The sequence below is a fragment of the Bradyrhizobium sp. WSM3983 genome (genome assembly GCF_000473045.1).
GTDB lineage: Bacteria > Pseudomonadota > Alphaproteobacteria > Rhizobiales > Xanthobacteraceae > Bradyrhizobium.
On record NZ_AXAY01000001.1, the window covers coordinates 425787 to 443064 of the forward strand.

13 protein-coding genes and 1 pseudogene are annotated in these 17278 nt (G+C 65.7%); 7 read left to right on the top strand and 7 right to left on the bottom strand.

Annotation, left to right across the window (positions count from 1 at the left end):
- The first annotated feature begins 113 nt into the window (after positions 1–113).
- From YUA_RS0102080 to YUA_RS0102095, 4 genes and pseudogenes are all read left to right on the top strand, one after another.
- Complete coding sequence (locus YUA_RS0102080; protein ID WP_027529149.1) at positions 114–629, top strand: helix-turn-helix domain-containing protein; 516 nt, start codon at positions 114–116, stop codon at positions 627–629.
- Position 630: 1 nt separating this feature from the next.
- On the top strand, positions 631–1893 hold the full coding sequence (fabF, locus tag YUA_RS0102085; RefSeq protein ID WP_027529150.1) for a beta-ketoacyl-ACP synthase II: 1263 nt from the start codon (positions 631–633) through the stop codon (positions 1891–1893).
- A gap of 43 nt (positions 1894–1936) precedes the next feature.
- Positions 1937–2568: pseudogene (locus tag YUA_RS43335) on the top strand (LysE family translocator).
- A gap of 5 nt (positions 2569–2573) precedes the next feature.
- Positions 2574–3449 (top strand): alpha/beta fold hydrolase, encoded by an 876-nt coding sequence (locus YUA_RS0102095; RefSeq protein WP_027529151.1) that lies wholly within the window; start codon positions 2574–2576, stop codon positions 3447–3449.
- Positions 3450–3562: 113 nt separating this feature from the next.
- Here the strand turns inward: YUA_RS0102095 and YUA_RS0102100 are convergent, their stop codons facing one another.
- The 3 genes from YUA_RS0102100 to YUA_RS0102110 form a co-directional block, all read right to left on the bottom strand.
- Positions 3563–4447, bottom strand: a complete 885-nt coding sequence (locus YUA_RS0102100; protein WP_027529152.1) for a 4-(cytidine 5'-diphospho)-2-C-methyl-D-erythritol kinase — start codon at positions 4445–4447, stop codon at positions 3563–3565.
- A gap of 26 nt (positions 4448–4473) precedes the next feature.
- Positions 4474–6279, bottom strand: a complete 1806-nt coding sequence (locus YUA_RS0102105) for a tetratricopeptide repeat protein (RefSeq protein ID WP_027529153.1) — start codon at positions 6277–6279, stop codon at positions 4474–4476.
- A 307-nt stretch (positions 6280–6586) separates the two neighbouring features.
- Positions 6587–8248, bottom strand: a complete 1662-nt coding sequence (locus YUA_RS0102110; RefSeq protein ID WP_027529154.1) for an electron transfer flavoprotein-ubiquinone oxidoreductase — start codon at positions 8246–8248, stop codon at positions 6587–6589.
- Between the two features lie 136 nt (positions 8249–8384).
- On the opposite strand from YUA_RS0102110, the gene YUA_RS0102115 reads away from it, so the two are divergent.
- Complete coding sequence (locus YUA_RS0102115; protein ID WP_027529155.1) at positions 8385–9188, top strand: uracil-DNA glycosylase family protein; 804 nt, start codon at positions 8385–8387, stop codon at positions 9186–9188.
- A gap of 137 nt (positions 9189–9325) precedes the next feature.
- Here the strand turns inward: YUA_RS0102115 and YUA_RS0102120 are convergent, their stop codons facing one another.
- The 4 genes from YUA_RS0102120 to YUA_RS0102135 form a co-directional block, all read right to left on the bottom strand.
- Entirely contained in the window at positions 9326–10834 is a 1509-nt protein-coding gene (locus tag YUA_RS0102120; protein WP_027529156.1) for a glycosyltransferase family 39 protein, read from the bottom strand.
- 99 nt (positions 10835–10933) lie between these two features.
- Positions 10934–11719 carry a ribonuclease HII gene (locus YUA_RS0102125; RefSeq protein ID WP_027529157.1) on the bottom strand — a complete coding sequence of 262 codons (786 nt, stop codon included), beginning with the start codon at positions 11717–11719 and terminating at the stop codon, positions 10934–10936.
- A 73-nt stretch (positions 11720–11792) separates the two neighbouring features.
- On the bottom strand, positions 11793–12248 hold the full coding sequence (locus tag YUA_RS0102130; protein ID WP_027529158.1) for a VOC family protein: 456 nt from the start codon (positions 12246–12248) through the stop codon (positions 11793–11795).
- Positions 12249–12274: 26 nt separating this feature from the next.
- Positions 12275–13438 (bottom strand): PA0069 family radical SAM protein, encoded by a 1164-nt coding sequence (locus YUA_RS0102135; RefSeq protein WP_027529159.1) that lies wholly within the window; start codon positions 13436–13438, stop codon positions 12275–12277.
- A 220-nt stretch (positions 13439–13658) separates the two neighbouring features.
- On the opposite strand from YUA_RS0102135, the gene YUA_RS0102140 reads away from it, so the two are divergent.
- Positions 13659–16046 (top strand): phosphoketolase, encoded by a 2388-nt coding sequence (locus tag YUA_RS0102140; protein WP_027529160.1) that lies wholly within the window; start codon positions 13659–13661, stop codon positions 16044–16046.
- A gap of 4 nt (positions 16047–16050) precedes the next feature.
- On the top strand, positions 16051–17241 hold the full coding sequence (locus YUA_RS0102145; RefSeq protein ID WP_027529161.1) for an acetate/propionate family kinase: 1191 nt from the start codon (positions 16051–16053) through the stop codon (positions 17239–17241).
- Positions 17242–17278 lie beyond the last annotated feature (37 nt).

Consider the following 17278-nt stretch of genomic DNA (forward strand, 5'->3'; position numbering starts at 1 on the left):
CCCCCCGCGGCAAGATTCTGGATTGCTTCGCTCCGCTCGCAACGACGGAGTGTGCCGCACGGCCGTCGCCCGGTAACTTGCATTTTGCAAGCTACTCACCTAACTTCCCGGTCATGCAGCCCAAATCCCCCTCTATCCTGGAATGCCCGGTCGGCCGCGCCGTGGAGACGGTTGGCGAGTGGTGGAGCATTTTGATCCTGCGGGATGCATTTCAGGGCTCGACGCGCTTTGACGAGTTCGAGCGCAATCTCGGCATCGCACCGAACATCCTGTCGCGGCGCCTCGCCCATCTCACCAAGACCGGCATGTTCGTCCGCCGCCGCTATCAAGCGCGGCCGCCGCGTTACGAATATGTGCTGACGGACAAGGCGCGGGATTTCTTCCCCGTGATCGCGACGCTGCTCGCCTGGGGCAACAAACATCTCGCGCCGAAGGGCGAAGCCATCCTGCTGGCGAACCGGGACGATCGTCGCCCACTCGATCCGGTCGTGGTCGACGCCGCCGACATGCAACCGATCACGCTCGCCAATGCGGTTGTGATCGCGGGTCCCGGCGCGAGCCGCTTGATGCGGCGGCGGCTCACTTCGCTCAAGGCCATGAACCCGGCGGTCGCGCCGGCTGGAGACTGACATGCGTCGTATCGTCGTGACGGGAATGGGCGCGGTGTCGCCGCTCGGCTGTGGTGTCGAATTGTCATGGCGCCGGCTGCTCGCGGGGCAAAGCGGGCTGCGACCGCTGCCCGAATGGTCGCAGGCACTGCCCGCGCGCATCGCGGGTCTCGTGCCCGACAAGGCCGACGATGCCGACGGCGGCTTCGATCCGGCAGCGGCGGCAGCGCCAAAGGATCAACGCAAGATGGACCGCTTCATCCTGTTCGCGCTGCTCGCCGCCGCGGAAGCGGTGGCGCAGGCCAAATGGACGCCGCAGGATGCGGCATCTCTGGAGCGGACCGCGACGATCATCGCCTCGGGCGTCGGCGGCTTCCCGGCCATGGCGGAGGCCGTGCGCATCACCGAGCAGCGCGGCCCGCGCCGGCTGTCGCCGTTCACGATCCCCTCGTTTCTCGCCAATCTCGCCGCCGGCCACGTCTCGATCAAATACGGTTACAAGGGCGCGCTGGGCACGCCGGTCACCGCTTGCGCCGCCGGCGTGCAGGCGATCGGCGATGCCGCGCGCATGATCCACGCGGGCGAGGTCGATATCGCGATCTGCGGCGGCGCAGAAGCCTGCATCGATATCGTCAGCCTCGGCGGCTTCGCAGCAGCGCGCGCGTTATCGAGTGGCTTCAACGACGAGCCCGCGCGCGCCTCACGCCCGTTCGATCGCGACCGCGACGGTTTTGTCATGGGCGAAGGCGCCGGCATCCTGGTGATCGAGGAGCTGGAGCATGCGCTCGCGCGCGGCGCCACGCCGATTGCCGAGATTGTGGGATATGGCACCACCGCGGACGCCTATCACATGACATCGGGGCCGCCCGACGGCGACGGCGCCCGCCGTGCCATGGAGATCGCGCTCCGGCAGGCGAACCTTGCGCCCGCGGATCTGCAACACCTCAACGCGCATGCGACGTCGACCCCGGCCGGCGACGAGAGCGAGCTCGGCGCGATCGGTGCGCTGTTTGGCCGCAACAATTCTATCGCGGTGAGCGCGACCAAATCGGCCACGGGCCATTTGCTCGGCGCCGCCGGCGGGCTCGAGGCAATCTTCACTGTGCTCGCTTTGCGCGACCAGATCGCGCCGCCGACGCTCAATTTCGAAAACCCCGACGCGAGCGCTGATGGCATCGACATCGTCTCAGGCAGCGCGCGGCCTATGCCGATGCAGCATGCAATCTCCAACGGCTTCGGCTTCGGCGGGGTGAATGCCAGCGCGATCTTCCGCCGGATCGGCTAGCGAGAGGACTTGCAATCACGCCGGGCATCGTTACCAAAGCAGGATGACCGACACGAATTTCTGGCTGTTCCTCGCCGCCGCCCTCGTCATCGCCGCCATTCCCGGCCCCGGCATCTTCTATGTCGCGGCGCGAACCCTGTCGGAAGGGCGCGCCAGCGGCTTTGCCTCGACCGCCGGTACGGCGCTGGGCGGACTGGTTCATGTGGTCGCGGGTAGTCTCGGCATTTCCGCGATCATCCTGGCGAGCGCCGAGCTGTTCGCGGTCGTGAAGTTCGTTGGCGCGCTGTATCTGGTCTGGCTCGGCATCAAGACGTTTCGCAGCGCCGGCCGAACGCTGTCGCTTGAGAGCGAGCCCGTCGGCGACAAGCGCGCGTTCCGTGACGGCGTGCTGGTCGAGGCGCTGAACCCGAAGACCGCGGCGTTCTTCCTCGCCTTCATTCCGCATTCCTCGATCCCGCGGGAGCGAGCCCCACGCTGCAATTCATCGTGCTCGGCGCCATCTCGGTGACGCTGAACACGCTCGCCGATGTCGTGGTGGTGTTGATGGCGGCCGCGACGCGCACGCAGTTGATCGGACGACCACTTCTGATGCGACGCCTCACGCAAGGCTCCGGCGTCTTCATCGCCGGCCTCGGCCTGTCGCTTGCGCTGGCGCGGCGGCCGGTGGACGGGTAGCCACGATGCTCGCCCCGCAAAGTCACACCTACGAATCCCACGGCCTGCGCCTGCATTATGCCGATTGGGGCAACGAGAACGCGCCGCCTCTCATCCTGGTCCATGGCGGCCGCGATCACTGCCGGAGCTGGGATGCCATCGCCCGCTCGTTGCGGCCGCACTTTCATGTGATCGCGCCCGATCTGCGCGGCCACGGCGATTCCGACTGGACCAGGGGCGGCAGCTACGCGCTGACCGAGTATGTCTACGATCTCGCCCAGCTCGTCCGCAGCATTGCAGCGCCTCAAGTGACGCTCATCGGCCATTCGATGGGCGGCATGGTGAGCCTGATCTTTTCAGGCTCGTTCCCCGAGCTGGTTTCCAGGCTCATCGTGCTCGACGGTGTGACGATGTTGCCGGATTCACCAAAACTGCCGACGCATGAGCGCATCGGCAAATGGGTGGCACAGCTCGACAGATTGCACGACCGCACGCCGCGCCGCTATCCGACCCTCGAGGACGCGGCCGCGCAGATGGTGCTGCACAACAAGCGCCTGGCCCCTGACCTCGCGCTCCACCTTGCCACGCACGGCGCGCGCCGGAACGAGGACGGCACCTACAGCTGGAAGTTCGATCCCTACCAGCGCGCCTCCGCGCCGCACCGGCTCTGGCCGGACGACCACATCGCGCTGTGGTCGCGCGTCGCTTGCCCCACGCTGCTGCTCAATGCCGGCGAAAGCTTTCTCGCCGGCGCCCGGGCCGCAGGCCTGGAGCGCTATTTCCAGCAGGCGCGCATCGAGACCATCGTCGGTGCCGGGCACTGGCTGCAGCATGACAAGCCGGAAGAGGTGCTGGGTGAGATCCGGCAATTTCTCGGGCTTGCCGAAGATGGCGCCGATTAGCTCCGCTGCCGTAGGGTGGCAAAGCGAAGCGTGCCCACCTCTTCGATCGCGTGACTTGGATAGATGGTGGGCACGGCGCTACCGCGCCTTTGCCCACCCTACGACAGTGCCGCTCAGCTCAACGTCCCCGCATGCACCCACCAGTCTGGGTGATCCCTGCGAATCTTCTCGGCAGCGGCATGTGCCTCCGCGGCCACGCCGTAGATCGCAAAGCACGTCGCGCCCGAGCCGGACATCCGCGCCAGCTTGATGCCGGCGGACGAGCGCAAAGCCTCCAGCACGTCACCGATGACAGGCTCGATGCGCAGCGCAGGGGCCTCGAGATCATTGGCGACGGTTTCGAGAACATCGACCCAATCGTCGATCGATCCGCCCTGCTCCGGCCACGCCGGAGCTTCGAGGACGTCGGTGGCGCCGACAAGAAGCTCGCCGTTGCGCAGACCCAACTCCCTGAACACGTCCTTGGTCGCAACCGGCACGCGCGGATTGACCATCACGCAGGGCATGCTTGGCAACGCCAGCGGCAGCAATTGCTCACCCACGCCGGTCATGTCGCAGGCGCGCGAGAACAGGCACACCGGCACGTCGGCGCCGGTCGCGAGCGCGACCTCCTTGAGCCGGGGATCATCGAGCGACAGATTGTTGAGGCGCGCGAGCAAGCGCAGCGCCGCCGCCGCATCGGCCGAGCCGCCGCCGATGCCGGCTGCGACCGGCAAGACCTTGTCGAGCGCGAAGGCGCCGAGTTTCAAATTCGGCACCGCGTCGGCCAGCAGTTTTGCAGCCTTGAACACGAGATTGTCTGAGGTCTCGCCGCAGGCCGCCGCGAGCGGCCCCGTGGTCGCAAGCCTGAGCTCGCCGCCCGGCTCCAGCGTGAGCCGGTCGGCACAATCGGCAAACGCAACCACGCTTTCGAGATCATGATAGCCGTCGGCACGACGGCCGACCACGCGAAGGCTCAGATTGACCTTCGCGCGCCCTTCTTCAACCAACGCCGGCATCGGCGATATGCCCCCAGTGACTTGGATCAACCGCCCTTGCCATCGTCCTTCTTCTTGTCCGCCTGCGCGGCCGAAGAGTTCGAAGAGTTCGAATTGTCATCCGTCATGCCGTTGGCGATCTTGGCCTCGATCTTCGGCAGCTCGTCCGGCTCGGGCTTGAGATCGCGGGCATGCGCCCACTGGAATTTTGCCTCCAGCGTGCGGCCGACGCGCCAATAGGCGTCGCCGAGATGGTCGTTGATGGTGGGGTCCTCGGGCTTGAGGTCGATCGCGCGCTCGAGGTTCTTCACCGCCTCTTCGTAATTGCCGATGCGGTAATAGGCCCAGCCGAGGGAATCGACGATGTAGCCGTCGTCAGGACGCTGCTCGACGGCACGCTTGATCATCTTCATGCCTTCGTCGAGGTTCACGCCCTGGTCGATCCAGGAATAACCGAGATAGTTGAGGACATGCGGCTGGTCGGGCTGCAGCTCGAGCGCCTTCTTCATGTCGGCTTCGGCCTTGCCCCACTCCTTGGAGCGCTCCTCGCAGATGCCGCGGTAGTAGTACCAGACGCTGTTGGCCTTGTCGTTGCCGGCCGGCAGCACGTCGATGCCCCGCGAATAGGTCGCGCCGCAGTCGCCGAACTTCTTGCGGCCGCGCTCGAGATTGCCGAGCGCCATGATGGCTTCGAGATCCTTGGAGTCCTCGGCGGTCACGTTCTTGAGGATCTTGATCGCCTCGTCGGTGCGGTCGGCGGAATCCAGGTCAATGGCGAGCTGGATCTGCGCGTTGCGCTTCAGGGGCGAGGACGACGGCACCCGCTCATAGATCTTGATCGCCATCTGCGGCCGCTTCACCGATTCATAGAGATCGGCGAGCGAAAGCAAGGCCAGCGGATGCGTGGGCTGGAGATAGAGCGCGAGCTGGAGATAGACCAGCGCGAGATCCTCACCGCCGCGGCGGGTCAGCGTGGCGCCGATGCCGTAGAGCGCCTCGGCCGCACCGGCCTGCGCGGAATCGACCAGCGACGGCATCTTCTTGCCGGCCTTGGTCTCACGCAGCCCTTCCACGATCAGCGGATGGCGGGCGAGCTTCTTGTCGAAGGCTTCATAGATCGCGGTCGCCGAGGCGGCGTCCTTGTTGCGCGAAAGCCAGCGCGCATAGGCCTCGCTGACGCGCAGCATGGAATCGTCGAGCTTGTAGGCGCGCTCGAAGCGGGTGCCCGCATCCTTCTCCTTGCCGGCGTTCTCGAGGATCATGCCGGCGTGCAGGTCCTTGAACAGCGGATACCATTCCGGGCCCGCCAGCTTGTCGATGGTCGCGACCGCGCCCTTGGCATCGCCCGCACCGTAGGCCGCCCAGCCGGACAGCAGGGTCGCGACGAGATCGGTGATCGGCCCGCGAATCGACTGGTTGATGTTGGTCTGCGCGCTCGGATATTTCTTCAGCTTGAGATCATGCACGCCGACCACGAGGCGCGCGACGCGATTGGTCTTGTCGATGGTGAGGATGCGCTCGGCGAGCTTGACCGCTTCCTCGATGTCGCCGTCGCCGACCGAGGAGATGAAGGCGCGGTCGAGCAACTCGTTGTTCTTGGGATCGGTCCGCAGCGCGGAGCGGTAGAAGGCTGCGGCGGAGGTCGCGTCGCGCTCGACGCTGGCGTGACGGGCGGCGAGATAGCTGCCGGCCGTGGTGAGCGACTTCAGATCGTTTCGGCTCGGAAACTGCGCCGCCGTGTCGGCCGGATGATCCGGCGTCTGCGCCAGCACCCCGCCAGGGACCGCCACGATCGCAGAGCCGGCAAGGGCGATGGCAGCAGCAGTCCAGCGGTTGAAACGATTTGAAAACATCAGGGCTCGCCTTGAGTTGGTAGTGCCTGGGTTTGAAGCAAAAGGCCGTCTCGCACGCGAACGCGGCCGCCGACATCGGGACCCGGAACCGTCGGGTCGGGACAATGCCGCTTTTGGCGCTTCACCGCAAGGATTCGGACCGGGCGGTCCCCTCCACACGCCCCAAATCGACCAAGCGTTCGTCAAGAGCGTCCCAAGACGCTGCTACTATGGCCTTATCGTGGCCGGGAGCATCCGTTGCCGCCCGGTCCTCACGCGAACGTGCGCTACATCACCCTTCCGGCGTGTTTGGTCGCCAGGCGCGCCCTTACATCGCCTCGTAGTTCGGTCCGCCGCCGCCCTCCGGGGGAACCCAGGTGATATTGCCGTTGGGATCCTTCACGTCGCAGGTTTTGCAGTGGACGCAGTTCTGGGCGTTGATCTGGTAGCGCGGGCTGCCGCCCTCCTCGACCCACTCATAGACGCCGGCCGGGCAATAGCGATCCGACGGACCGGCGAAGACGTCATGCTCGGAGGTCTTCTGGAGGTTCATGTCGGCCACCCTGAGATGGACCGGCTGGTCCTCCTCATGGTTGGTGTTGGACAGGAACACCGAGGACAGCTTGTCGAAGGTGATCTTGCCGTCCGGCTTCGGATAGTTTTTGGGCGCGTGTTGCTTGGCCGGATCAAGCGTCGAGCGATCGGGCTTGGCATGCGACTGCGTGCCGAACAACGAGGTGCCGAACAGCGTGTTGCACCACATGTCGAAGCCGCCGAGCGCGACACCGAGCACGGTGCCGAACTTCGACCAAAGCGGCTTGACGTTGCGGACCAGGAACAGATCCTTGCCGACCGATGACGAACGCCAGGCGTTCTCGTAATCGACGATCTCGTCATTGGCGCGATCGGCGGCGAGCGCGGCCGCGACATGCTCGGCCGCGAGCATGCCGGTGCCCATCGCATTGTGGACTCCCTTGATGCGCGGCACGTTGACGAAGCCGGCCGCACAGCCGACCAGCGCGCCGCCGGGGAAAGTCAGCTTCGGCACCGACTGGTAGCCGCCTTCGGTGATGGCGCGCGCGCCGTAAGCAAGGCGCTTGGCACCTTCGAAGGTGCCGCGGATCGACGGATGGGTCTTGAAGCGCTGGAACTCGTCGAACGGCGACAGATAGGGGTCGTCGTAGTTCAGATGCACGACGAAGCCGACAGCGACGAGATTGTCGTCGTAATGATAGAGGAACGAACCACCGCCGGTCTTCAAGTCGAGCGGCCAGCCGAACGAATGCTGGATCAGGCCCTTCTGATGCTTGGCGGGATCGATCTGCCAGACTTCCTTGAGGCCAATGCCGAACTTCGCCGGCTCGCTTTTGGCATCCAGTGCGAATTTGTTGATGAGCAGCTTGGTCAGGCTGCCGCGTGCGCCTTCGGCGAACAGCGTGTACTTGCCGAGCAACTCCATGCCGCGGGTGAAGGAGTCCTTCGGCTTGCCGTCGCGGCCGATGCCCATGTCGCCGGTGGCGATGCCCTTCACCGCGCCCTGCTCGTCATAGAGCACTTCGGCGGCGGCAAAGCCCGGATAGATCTCGACGCCAAGCGCCTCGGCCTTGCGCGCAAGCCAGCGGCAGACATTGCCGAGCGAGCCGATATAGCAGTGATGGTTATCCATCAGCGGCGGCATCATGAAGCCCGGCAGCTTGATCGCGCCGCCGGCCGTCATCCAGTAGAAGCGGTCGTCCTTGACCTCAGTCTTCAGCGGGCAATCGGAATCCTCGCGCCAGTCCGGGATCAGCTTGTCGAGCCCGGCCGGATCGATCACGGCGCCGGAGAGAATGTGCGCACCGACCTCGGAGCCCTTCTCCACCACGACGACGTTGAGATCGGCATTGATCTGCTTGAGCCGGATCGCCGCGGCCAGGCCCGAGGGGCCGGCGCCGACGATGACGACGTCGAATTCCATGGATTCGCGCGGGGGAAGTTCTTCGGTGCTCATCTGATCTCAGCCCTTGAGACGGTTCCTTGTCATTTGCGCCCCCTTGTTTCCGATTTTTCCGGGTAGGACAACCACGGAAATGCGTTCCGCTGGGATGCAAGGCGCCTTAAGATGAACTAATAGTCTGACTTTCCAAATGATCCCCGAGCCCGCACCCACCGTCCGAGAGCTTCTCGCCTTCTATCTGGAGGCTGGAGTCGATTGCGCGCTCGCGGAGGAACCGGCCGACCGCCTGGCGGAATTAGACGCCCCGCCGCCGGCCCCGCGCGCGGCGCCGGCCGAAGCAGCGCGGCCTGTCGCCGCGCCTGCAGTGCTGCGCGGCGAGGCCGCACCGGCGCCGGATGTCGCCATTGCCTCGGCGCGCGAGGCCGCGCGCACAGCGCCGACGCTGGAGGCGCTCCGCGAACTGATGCAAAACTTCGAAGGCTGCGCGCTAAAACACACCGCAACGCGGCTGGTGTTCGCCGACGGCAATCCTCAGGCGCGCATCATGTTCGTCGGCGAGGCGCCGGGCCGCGACGAGGATATCGAGGGACTGCCCTTCGTCGGGCGCAGCGGCAAGCTGCTCGATTTGATGATAGGCGCGATAGGCCTCAACCGCACCACGGCCTACATCACCAACGTCATTCCCTGGCGGCCGCCTGGCAACCGCACGCCGACGCCGCAGGAGACGCAGATTTGCCTGCCCTTCATCCAACGCCATATTGAGCTCGTGAATCCCGACGTGCTGGTGACGCTCGGCAATCCCTCGACACAGACGCTGCTCTCGACCCGCGAAGGCATCATGCGCACGCGCGGGCGCTGGTTCGACTACGACACGGGCGGGCGCACCATCCGCGCGTTGCCAACCTTCCATCCGGCCTATCTCTTGCGCTCGCCGTCCTACAAGCGCCTGGCCTGGCAAGATCTGCGCGCGATCGCGAAAGTGCTGGCGGGATAATACTCCCGTGTCCCGGACGCGATGCAGCGCGAGAGCGCTGCTTCGCAGAGCCGGGACCCACGCGTCCCGCGGAGAGATGGGCCCCGGCTCTGCAGCGCACCACTTCGTGCTGCGTAGCGTCCGGGGCACGAGACCATCTAAGCCCCCTTCGGCCGCACGATCGCCCAGCCGATGCGCAACAATCCCTGACGGCCATTGACCAGCCATTCGAAGGCACGCGGCACTTCCGGCACGATGCCAGGGAAGCGCGCCAGGATTTCGGGCGGCGGGGTGCCGGCGGTATCTGAGGCGCGCCAGACCACGACGCCGCCGGTCTCGCTGAATCTTGCCTGTGACATCCATGGCGTCCGGGCGGGCGCGGCGTCGATGAACAGATGCGGCCGGCCGGAATGCAGCGTGATCAGGCTTGCAAGCTGGGTTTCACCGGCGACCGCGCGCAGGCGATGGTTGGTGCGGCGGGCAAAGCTGTCGTCGAAGAAGTCCGAGATCGCGCGCGCCGGCATCGATGTCGCGATCTCGCCGGTACCGCTCCAGGGCAGGAACAGCACGGCCAGCACGACGCCAATGGCGGGCGCCACGACGGCCGCCGCCCACACCGTGCGTAGCATGCGGGCGCGGCGCATAGCGATGAGATCGCCCGCCACCACGACCATGGCGAGGCCCGACATGACCAGCACGACGCCGGTGCCGCCGACGACGGCATCGAGCCCGAACAGGCCGGAGATCAGAACCGCCCCGAGCGCGGGCGCGAGCGCAAAGAAATAGACGAAGTTGCGCGCAAGCGGCTCGACCGGCGGCCGGTAGATGATCGGCGCCTCCTCGCTCTTGCCGGCAAACACGGGCGTGTTGAGGAAGCTCAGCACCGGGACCGCCACGGCGCCGAGCACGAGCCCGCCGAGCAGCCAGACGGCGTGCAGCGCACGGGCGCTGAGGTCGGCAATTTGCGGCAGGGCCGGCAGCACAAGGGTCTCGGCGCGCATCAGCCACACGGCGTAGGGCAGCGCCAGCACGGCGACGACGATGACCGCGAACAGCGGATCGAGCGCGCGCAACGTCCGGCGCCCGCCGGCTGTCGAGAGTGCGAAGATGACGAGCAATGCGAGCAGGAAGATCGCGGCCGGCGTAGTCAGGAGCAGCAGGCCGGCCTCGATCGACCATGCAAACCAGGCGTTGCCGCGGCGTTGGCCGATGATCTGCCAGGAATGCAGCAGCAACAGCGCCCACAACGGCCGCGCCAGCACCAGCGGGCCGAAATCAAGCGCCGACGAGGAGAAGGCCAGCACCGTCATGGTCAGGAGCACGGCGAGCACCGCCTGCTGGGTGCCGACCACGGCGCGCGCCAAGTGATAGAGCGTGACGAAGGTCGCGATCTCGCAAAGCTCGGCGAGCACGTAGACGCCGAACAAGTGGCCGCCGGCCGCGCGATAGGCGATGTCGGCGAGCCAGACCGACAGCGGCGGGCCAAGATCAGTGCCGACTTGATATTCGCGGCCGAAGGCCAGCATGGTCGCGAGGCTGCCCGGCGGGCTGCGGTAAAATAAGAGCGCCACCAGCAGCCACATCGCGGCTTGCAGTAACACGGCAATCCAGACGATCAGCCGCGGCCGGGCGCGAATGAGCTCGATGACCAGGGAGGTAAACCGCATGCAACGTCCGAAAGATGCAGCCAACCCGTCCAGCCGGCCCTATTTGCTCTGAATTGATTTGATAAAGGGCGTCACGCGTTGTGGCAACGACGGTCTGCTCTAGGGGCCCGCGGCGGCATCGATTTCAACGGCCGCCTCCATCTGCACGTCAAGCTCGGCCGAGAACAAGTCCCGCGCCGGCTCGACGGTCCAGGGCATGTGCTTGACGCGGGCGGCAACGACCGGGGCGAAGAAGCTGCGGTGGTGGATGGTGGGGCCGAGGCGGTTGAGCGCATCGAGATGCTCAGGCACGGCATAGCCCTTGTGCTGCTCGAAGCCGTAACCGGGGCAGTCCTGCGCCAGCGCACACATCAGCCGGTCGCGCGTCACCTTGGCGACGATGGAGGCGGCCGCAATCGAGAGCACGATGCCGTCGCCGCCGATCACGGCTTCGCAGTCGCAGGACGTATCGAGACGGTCGCGGCCATCGACGAACACATGACACGGGGCCTCAGGCAGCGCCACCACGGCGCGCTTCAGCGCCCAGAGCGAGGCGCGCAGGATGTTGTCGCGATCGATGCGGGAGCGTGAGGCAACCGCGACAGAGACCTGTGCTGTGGCACAGATCTTGTCGAAAAGCCTTTCGCGCTCTTCGGCGGTCAGTCGCTTCGAATCGTCAATGCCGCGCGGAATGCGGTCGGGATCGAGAATCACCGCGGCTGCCACCACCGGACCGGCAAGCGGCCCGCGGCCGGCCTCGTCGCAGCCTGCGACCGGCCAGACGCCGCGCTTGATCAGCGCGCGCTCGCGGCGGAAGCTTGGCGGCTTCGCAGGCACGGCCTTTGTGGCAGCGTCCTTCTCTGGCGCGTCCTTGGCCGGCTTCTTGGCAGGCTTGTCCCGAATCATGGCCGGGATCGTGCGCAAGCAGCCCGGCCAGCGCAACCGGGAACCCCGGACAATTCCCGTTATTCAGGCCACCCTACTCCGCCAGATGCACCCGCCTGTCATCGCCGACCTCGATGCCGGGCGCGACGACGACCTCCCAGGGATGGCCGTCGGGATCGGCAAAATAGCCGGAGTAGCCGCCGTAATCGGTCTCGTGCGCGGCTTTGAGCAGCGCGGCTCCCCTGTCGACGGCAAACGCCAGCACCGTGTCGACCTCCTCGCGCGTCGCGCAGTTCCAGGCGAGCGTCATGCCGCGGAAGGTCGCTGGTCTCGGATGGTCGCGCAGCTTGGCGTCGGCCGCGAGCTGGTCCCAGGGAAACAGACCGAGCACCGGACCACCCGTGTCGAAGAACGCAACGGCCTCGCCGGTCGCCTTCAGCCGGCGCGGGAAGCCGAGCGCGTCGTAGAAGGCGATACTGGCGCGGATGTCGCTGACACCAAGCGTGATCACCGTGAGCCGTGGCACCGGCGGCGGAAGTTCCTTGCTCATCACACCCCTCACTCGCTCCGTGCGCCTTAGAACAGACTGAGCTGCTCGCCGTTCTGTTTCGGCCGCGCAAAATGATCCGTCGTCAGCTTCGAGCGACGCTTGTTGAGGCCGAGCCTGTCGCAGGCGATCTCGAAGCGGCGGCCGATGGTCCAGGCCATTGGTCCCGTGCCCTTCATCCGCTCGCCCCATTTCGCATCGTAGTCGCGGCCGCCGCGCATGTCACGGATCAGCGTGAAGACGTGGCGATAGCGGTCCGGATAGTTCGCCATCAGCCATTCGCGGAAGAGATCGCGCACCTCGAGCGGCAGCCGCAGCAGCACGTAGGAGGCCTCCTTGACGCCGGCATGCGCTGCGGCATCCAGAATGCGCTCGATCTCGGAATCGTTCAGCGCGGGGATCACGGGCGCGACCATCACCGTGGTCGGAATGCCGGCGTCGGAGAGCAGCTTCAGCGCCTCCAGCCGCTTCGGCGGCGTCGAGGCGCGTGGCTCCATGGTGCGCGCGAGCTTCTGGTCGAGCGATGTCACCGAGATTCCGACCTTGGCGAGGTTGCGCTTGGCCATGCGCGCAAGAATGTCGATGTCGCGCACCACCAGCGCGGACTTGGTGACGATGCCGACGGGATGGCCGGTGCGCTCCAGCACCTCCAGAATGCCGCGCATGATTTTGCGCTCGCGCTCGATCGGCTGATAGGGATCGGTGTTGGTGCCGATAGCGATCATCCGCGGTTCATAGCCGGCGGCCGCGAGCTCCTTCTCGAGCAGCGCCGGCGCGTCGGGCTTCACGAACAGCTTTGACTCGAAATCGAGCCCCGGCGACAGGCCGAGATAGGCATGCGTCGGCCGCGCGAAGCAGTAGACGCAACCGTGCTCACAGCCGCGATAGGGATTGATCGAGCGGTCGAAGCCGATGTCGGGGGAGTCGTTGCGGGTGATCACCTTGCGCGAGGTGTCCACGCCGACCGTCGTCTTGAACGGCGGCAGCTCTTCCAGGCTCTGCCAGCCATCGTCGAAGGCGACGCGCGCCTCGGCCTCGTAGCGGCCACTGGCATTGGACTGGGCGCCTCGCCCTCGCCTGCGCGCGCGGTCGATGGCGACGCCAAGCTCGGGGAAATCAGAAGGCGCACCCGCCGGCTCGGAGGGCGCCGTGACCGGCGGGTGCTTGAGAGCAGAAGAAGATGCTGGACTCATGAAGCCAAGATAACACGTAAACGGAACAAAGCAAGAACAAGAATGAAAAACGTGAAAACAACCCCATGCACAGTAGCGCTGCCCAATCTTCGCGCGCCCAGCTTTGACCTCACGCAACACCGCGTGACTGCGATCTCGTTTGATGCCGAGCAGGATCAATTTTGGGATCGATCTCGCCGGAACTCGGTTGGTGACGATCCGGGTGGAGGTCCCCATGAATATGACAAATCAACAACAATTGCGTGCGGCGAGCACTGATCTCGATCTGCTCGATCGCTACTGGCGCGCCGCCAACTATCTCTCCGTCGGGCAGATCTATCTGCTCGATAATCCGCTGCTGCGCGAACCCTTGCAGCCCGAGCACATCAAGCCGCGCTTGCTCGGCCATTGGGGCACGACACCCGGCTTGAACTTCATCTACGTCCATCTCAACCGCGTCATCCGCGCGCTCGACCTCGACGTGATCTATGTCTGCGGCCCCGGCCATGGCGGCCCGGGCATGGTCGCCAACACTTATCTCGAAGGCAGCTACAGCGAGATCTATCCTGATATCGCGCGCGATGCGGACGGATTGCGAAAGCTTTTCCGGCAGTTCTCCTTCCCCGGCGGGATTCCGAGCCACGCCGCACCGGAAACGCCTGGCTCGATCCATGAAGGCGGCGAGCTCGGCTACGCGCTGGTGCACGCCTACGGCGCGGCGTTCGACAATCCCGACCTGATCGTCGCCTGCGTCGTCGGCGACGGCGAGGCCGAGACCGGCCCGCTCGCAGCGTCCTGGCATTCGAACAAGTTCCTGAACCCGGCCCATGACGGCGCGGTGCTGCCGATCCTGCACCTCAACGGCTACAAGATCGCCAACCCGACCGTGCTCGGCCGGATGCGTGATGACGAGATCCGCGATCTCTTCCGCGGGTTCGGCCACGAGCCGCTGTTCGTCGAGGGCGACGATCCCAAGCTGATGCACCGGGCCATGGCGGATGCGCTCGATGTCGCGCTCGCCAGCATCCGCTCGATCCAGCAGCACGCCCGCGACGGACGGAAGACGATCGAGCGGCCGCGCTGGCCGATGATCGTGCTGCGCAGCCCCAAGGGCTGGACCGGCCCAAAGGAAGTCGACGGCAAGAAGGTCGAAGGGTTTTGGCGCGCGCATCAGGTGCCCGTTGCGAGCTGCCGCGAGAACCCGGCGCATCTGAAGATTCTCGAAGACTGGATGAAGAGCTACGAGCCGGAAACACTGTTCGATAAGAGCGGCGCGCTTGTTCCCGAGCTTCAGGCGCTCGCGCCCGAAGGCATCCGCCGCATGGGCGCCAATCCACACGCCAATGGCGGGCTGTTGAAGAAGGAGCTGAAGCTGCCGGACTTCCGCAGTTTTGCCCTCGACGTGCCGCAGCCCGGTGCCGTCGCCGGAGAAGCAACGCGCGAGCTCGGCAAATTTCTGCGCGACGTCATCCGTCTCAACGCCGAGGAGCGCAACTTCCGCATCATGGGCCCGGACGAGACCGCGTCAAACCGGCTCGACGCCCTGTTCGAGGCGACCGAACGGGTCTGGATGGAGCCGATCGAATCTTACGACGTGCATCTCGCGCAGGACGGCCGCGTGATGGAGGTGCTGAGCGAGCATCTCTGCCAGGGCTGGCTCGAGGGCTATCTGCTGACCGGACGGCACGGCTTCTTCTCCTGCTACGAGGCCTTCATCCACATCGTGGATTCCATGTTCAACCAGCACGCCAAATGGCTGAAGGTCACGCGCGATCTGCCCTGGCGGCGCCCGATCGCCTCGCTCAACTATCTCCTGACCTCGCATGTCTGGCGGCAGGACCATAACGGCTTCAGCCATCAGGACCCAGGCTTCGTCGATCTCGTCGCCAACAAGAAGGCCGACATCGTCCGCATCTATTTTCCCCCGGATGCCAACACGCTGTTGTGGATCGCCGATCACTGCCTGCGCACTTACAATCGCATCAACGTCATCGTCGCCGGCAAGCAGCCGGCGCCGCAATGGCTGTCGATGCAGGAAGCGGCCAACCATTGCGATGCCGGCATCGGCATCTGGACCTGGGCCGGCAACGAGGACGTGGGTGGCGAGCCCGACGTGGTGATGGCCTGCGCCGGCGATGTGCCCACACTTGAGACGCTGGCGGCCGTCGACCTCCTGCGCAAGGCGCTGCCGGACCTCAAGATCCGCGTCGTCAACGTCGTCGACCTCATGACGCTGCAGCCGAAGGAGCAGCATCCGCATGGCCTGAGCGATCGTGACTTCGACAGTTTGTTCACGTCGGACAAGCCTGTCATCTTCGCCTATCACGGCTATCCTTATCTCATCCACCGGCTGACCTATAACCGTACCAACCATGCCGGCATGCATGTGCGCGGCTTTGCCGAAGAAGGCACCACGACAACGCCGTTCGACATGGTCGTGCTCAACGCGCTCGACCGTTATCATCTCGCGATCGAGGCGATCGAGCGCGTGCCAGGGCTTGCGATCAAGGCAGCACAGGTGAAGCAGCAGTTCCGCGACGCGCTGATCGAGCATTCGCGCTACGTGCGCGAGCACGGCGAGGACATGCCCGTGATCCGCGATTGGGTCTGGCCAGGCAAGGCGGGTTGATAGCATGCCGGCCTCAGTCCTCGTCCTCAATTCGGGCTCGTCGAGCATCAAGTTCGGCCTGTTCGATATTTCGGCGAGCGAGCCGGTCCTGCTCTGCAAGGGCCTGCTCGACGAGCACGAGGCGAAGCCCCGGCTCGTCGTGAGGGGCCCTGCAGGCGAGGATTTGTTCGAGAAGCGGAGGGAAGGGACGGATGCCGACGGCAGCCATCTGTTCGCCGACGTGCTCGCCTTTATCGAGGACCGGTACGGCGCCGACAGCTTGGGCGCGGTCGGCCACCGCATCGTCCATGGCGGGCCGGATTTTTCGGGCCCAGTCGAGCTGACGGACGACGTCTACGCCAAGCTCGACCAGCTTACGCCGCTGGCACCGCTCCACCAGCCACGCTGCCTCGCGCCCGTCCGCACCATCGGCGCGATCAGGCCCGACCTGACCCAGATTGCCTGCTTCGACACTGCCTTTCACCACGGCCTAGCGCCGCCAGTCAGCCGCTTCGCGATTCCGAGGCGCTATGAGGAGCGCGGCGTCCGGCGCTACGGCTTTCACGGCCTCTCGTTCGAATATGTCGCGGGGCGCCTCGCCGAGATCGCGCCCGGGTTGGCGCCCAAGCGCACCGTCATCGCACATCTCGGCAATGGCGCCAGCCTCTGCGCACTCCGCGACGGCCATAGCGTCGACACCACGATGGGCCTGACGCCGCTCGACGGGCTGGTGATGGGCACGCGCTGCGGCACCATCGATCCCGGCGTCCTGCTCTATCTGCAACAGCACGAGAAGCTGTCCGTCGAGGACGTCCAGCACCTGCTCTATCACGAGTCCGGCCTGCTCGGCGTCTCCGGGATCGCCTCGGACATGCGCACCCTGCTCGCGAGCGGCGAGCCGGCGGCACGTGAGGCAATCGATCTCTTCGTCTTCCGCGCGGCGCAGGAAGTGGCGGTGATGGCCAACACGCTTGGCGGGCTCGACGGCCTGGTCTTCACCGGCGGCATCGGCGAGCATAGCAAGGAGGTCCGGAGCGCCATCGGTGAGCGCCTCGTCTGGCTCGGCTTGCGCATTGACGCCGTTGCAAACGATGAGGCGCGCGAGCGCATCGATGCCATAGACAGCACGGTCAAGGCGTTCGTCATTCGCACCGACGAAGAGATGACGATGGCGCGTCATTGCGCGGCGAAGCTGCGCCAACGACGAGCCATATGACGGTTGGATGAATGATCTGGCGCAACAGCCGCGCCGC

Excerpts from the sequence above, each read along its gene's own strand:
- YUA_RS0102125 (WP_027529157.1), bottom strand. The coding sequence starts at position 11,719 with ATGATTCGGGACAAGCCTGCCAAGAAGCCGGCCAAGGACGCGCCAGAG.
- YUA_RS0102145 (WP_027529161.1), top strand. The coding sequence starts at position 16,051 with ATGCCGGCCTCAGTCCTCGTCCTCAATTCGGGCTCGTCGAGCATCAAG.
- fabF (WP_027529150.1), top strand. The coding sequence starts at position 631 with ATGCGTCGTATCGTCGTGACGGGAATGGGCGCGGTGTCGCCGCTCGGC.
- YUA_RS0102080 (WP_027529149.1), top strand. The coding sequence starts at position 114 with ATGCAGCCCAAATCCCCCTCTATCCTGGAATGCCCGGTCGGCCGCGCC.
- YUA_RS0102110 (WP_027529154.1), bottom strand. The coding sequence starts at position 8,248 with ATGAGCACCGAAGAACTTCCCCCGCGCGAATCCATGGAATTCGACGTC.
- YUA_RS0102120 (WP_027529156.1), bottom strand. The coding sequence starts at position 10,834 with ATGCGGTTTACCTCCCTGGTCATCGAGCTCATTCGCGCCCGGCCGCGG.
- YUA_RS0102130 (WP_027529158.1), bottom strand. The coding sequence starts at position 12,248 with ATGAGCAAGGAACTTCCGCCGCCGGTGCCACGGCTCACGGTGATCACG.
- YUA_RS0102140 (WP_027529160.1), top strand. The coding sequence starts at position 13,659 with ATGACAAATCAACAACAATTGCGTGCGGCGAGCACTGATCTCGATCTG.
- YUA_RS0102105 (WP_027529153.1), bottom strand. The coding sequence starts at position 6,279 with ATGTTTTCAAATCGTTTCAACCGCTGGACTGCTGCTGCCATCGCCCTT.
- YUA_RS0102095 (WP_027529151.1), top strand. The coding sequence starts at position 2,574 with ATGCTCGCCCCGCAAAGTCACACCTACGAATCCCACGGCCTGCGCCTG.
- YUA_RS0102100 (WP_027529152.1), bottom strand. The coding sequence starts at position 4,447 with ATGCCGGCGTTGGTTGAAGAAGGGCGCGCGAAGGTCAATCTGAGCCTT.
- YUA_RS0102115 (WP_027529155.1), top strand. The coding sequence starts at position 8,385 with ATGATCCCCGAGCCCGCACCCACCGTCCGAGAGCTTCTCGCCTTCTAT.
- YUA_RS0102135 (WP_027529159.1), bottom strand. The coding sequence starts at position 13,438 with ATGAGTCCAGCATCTTCTTCTGCTCTCAAGCACCCGCCGGTCACGGCG.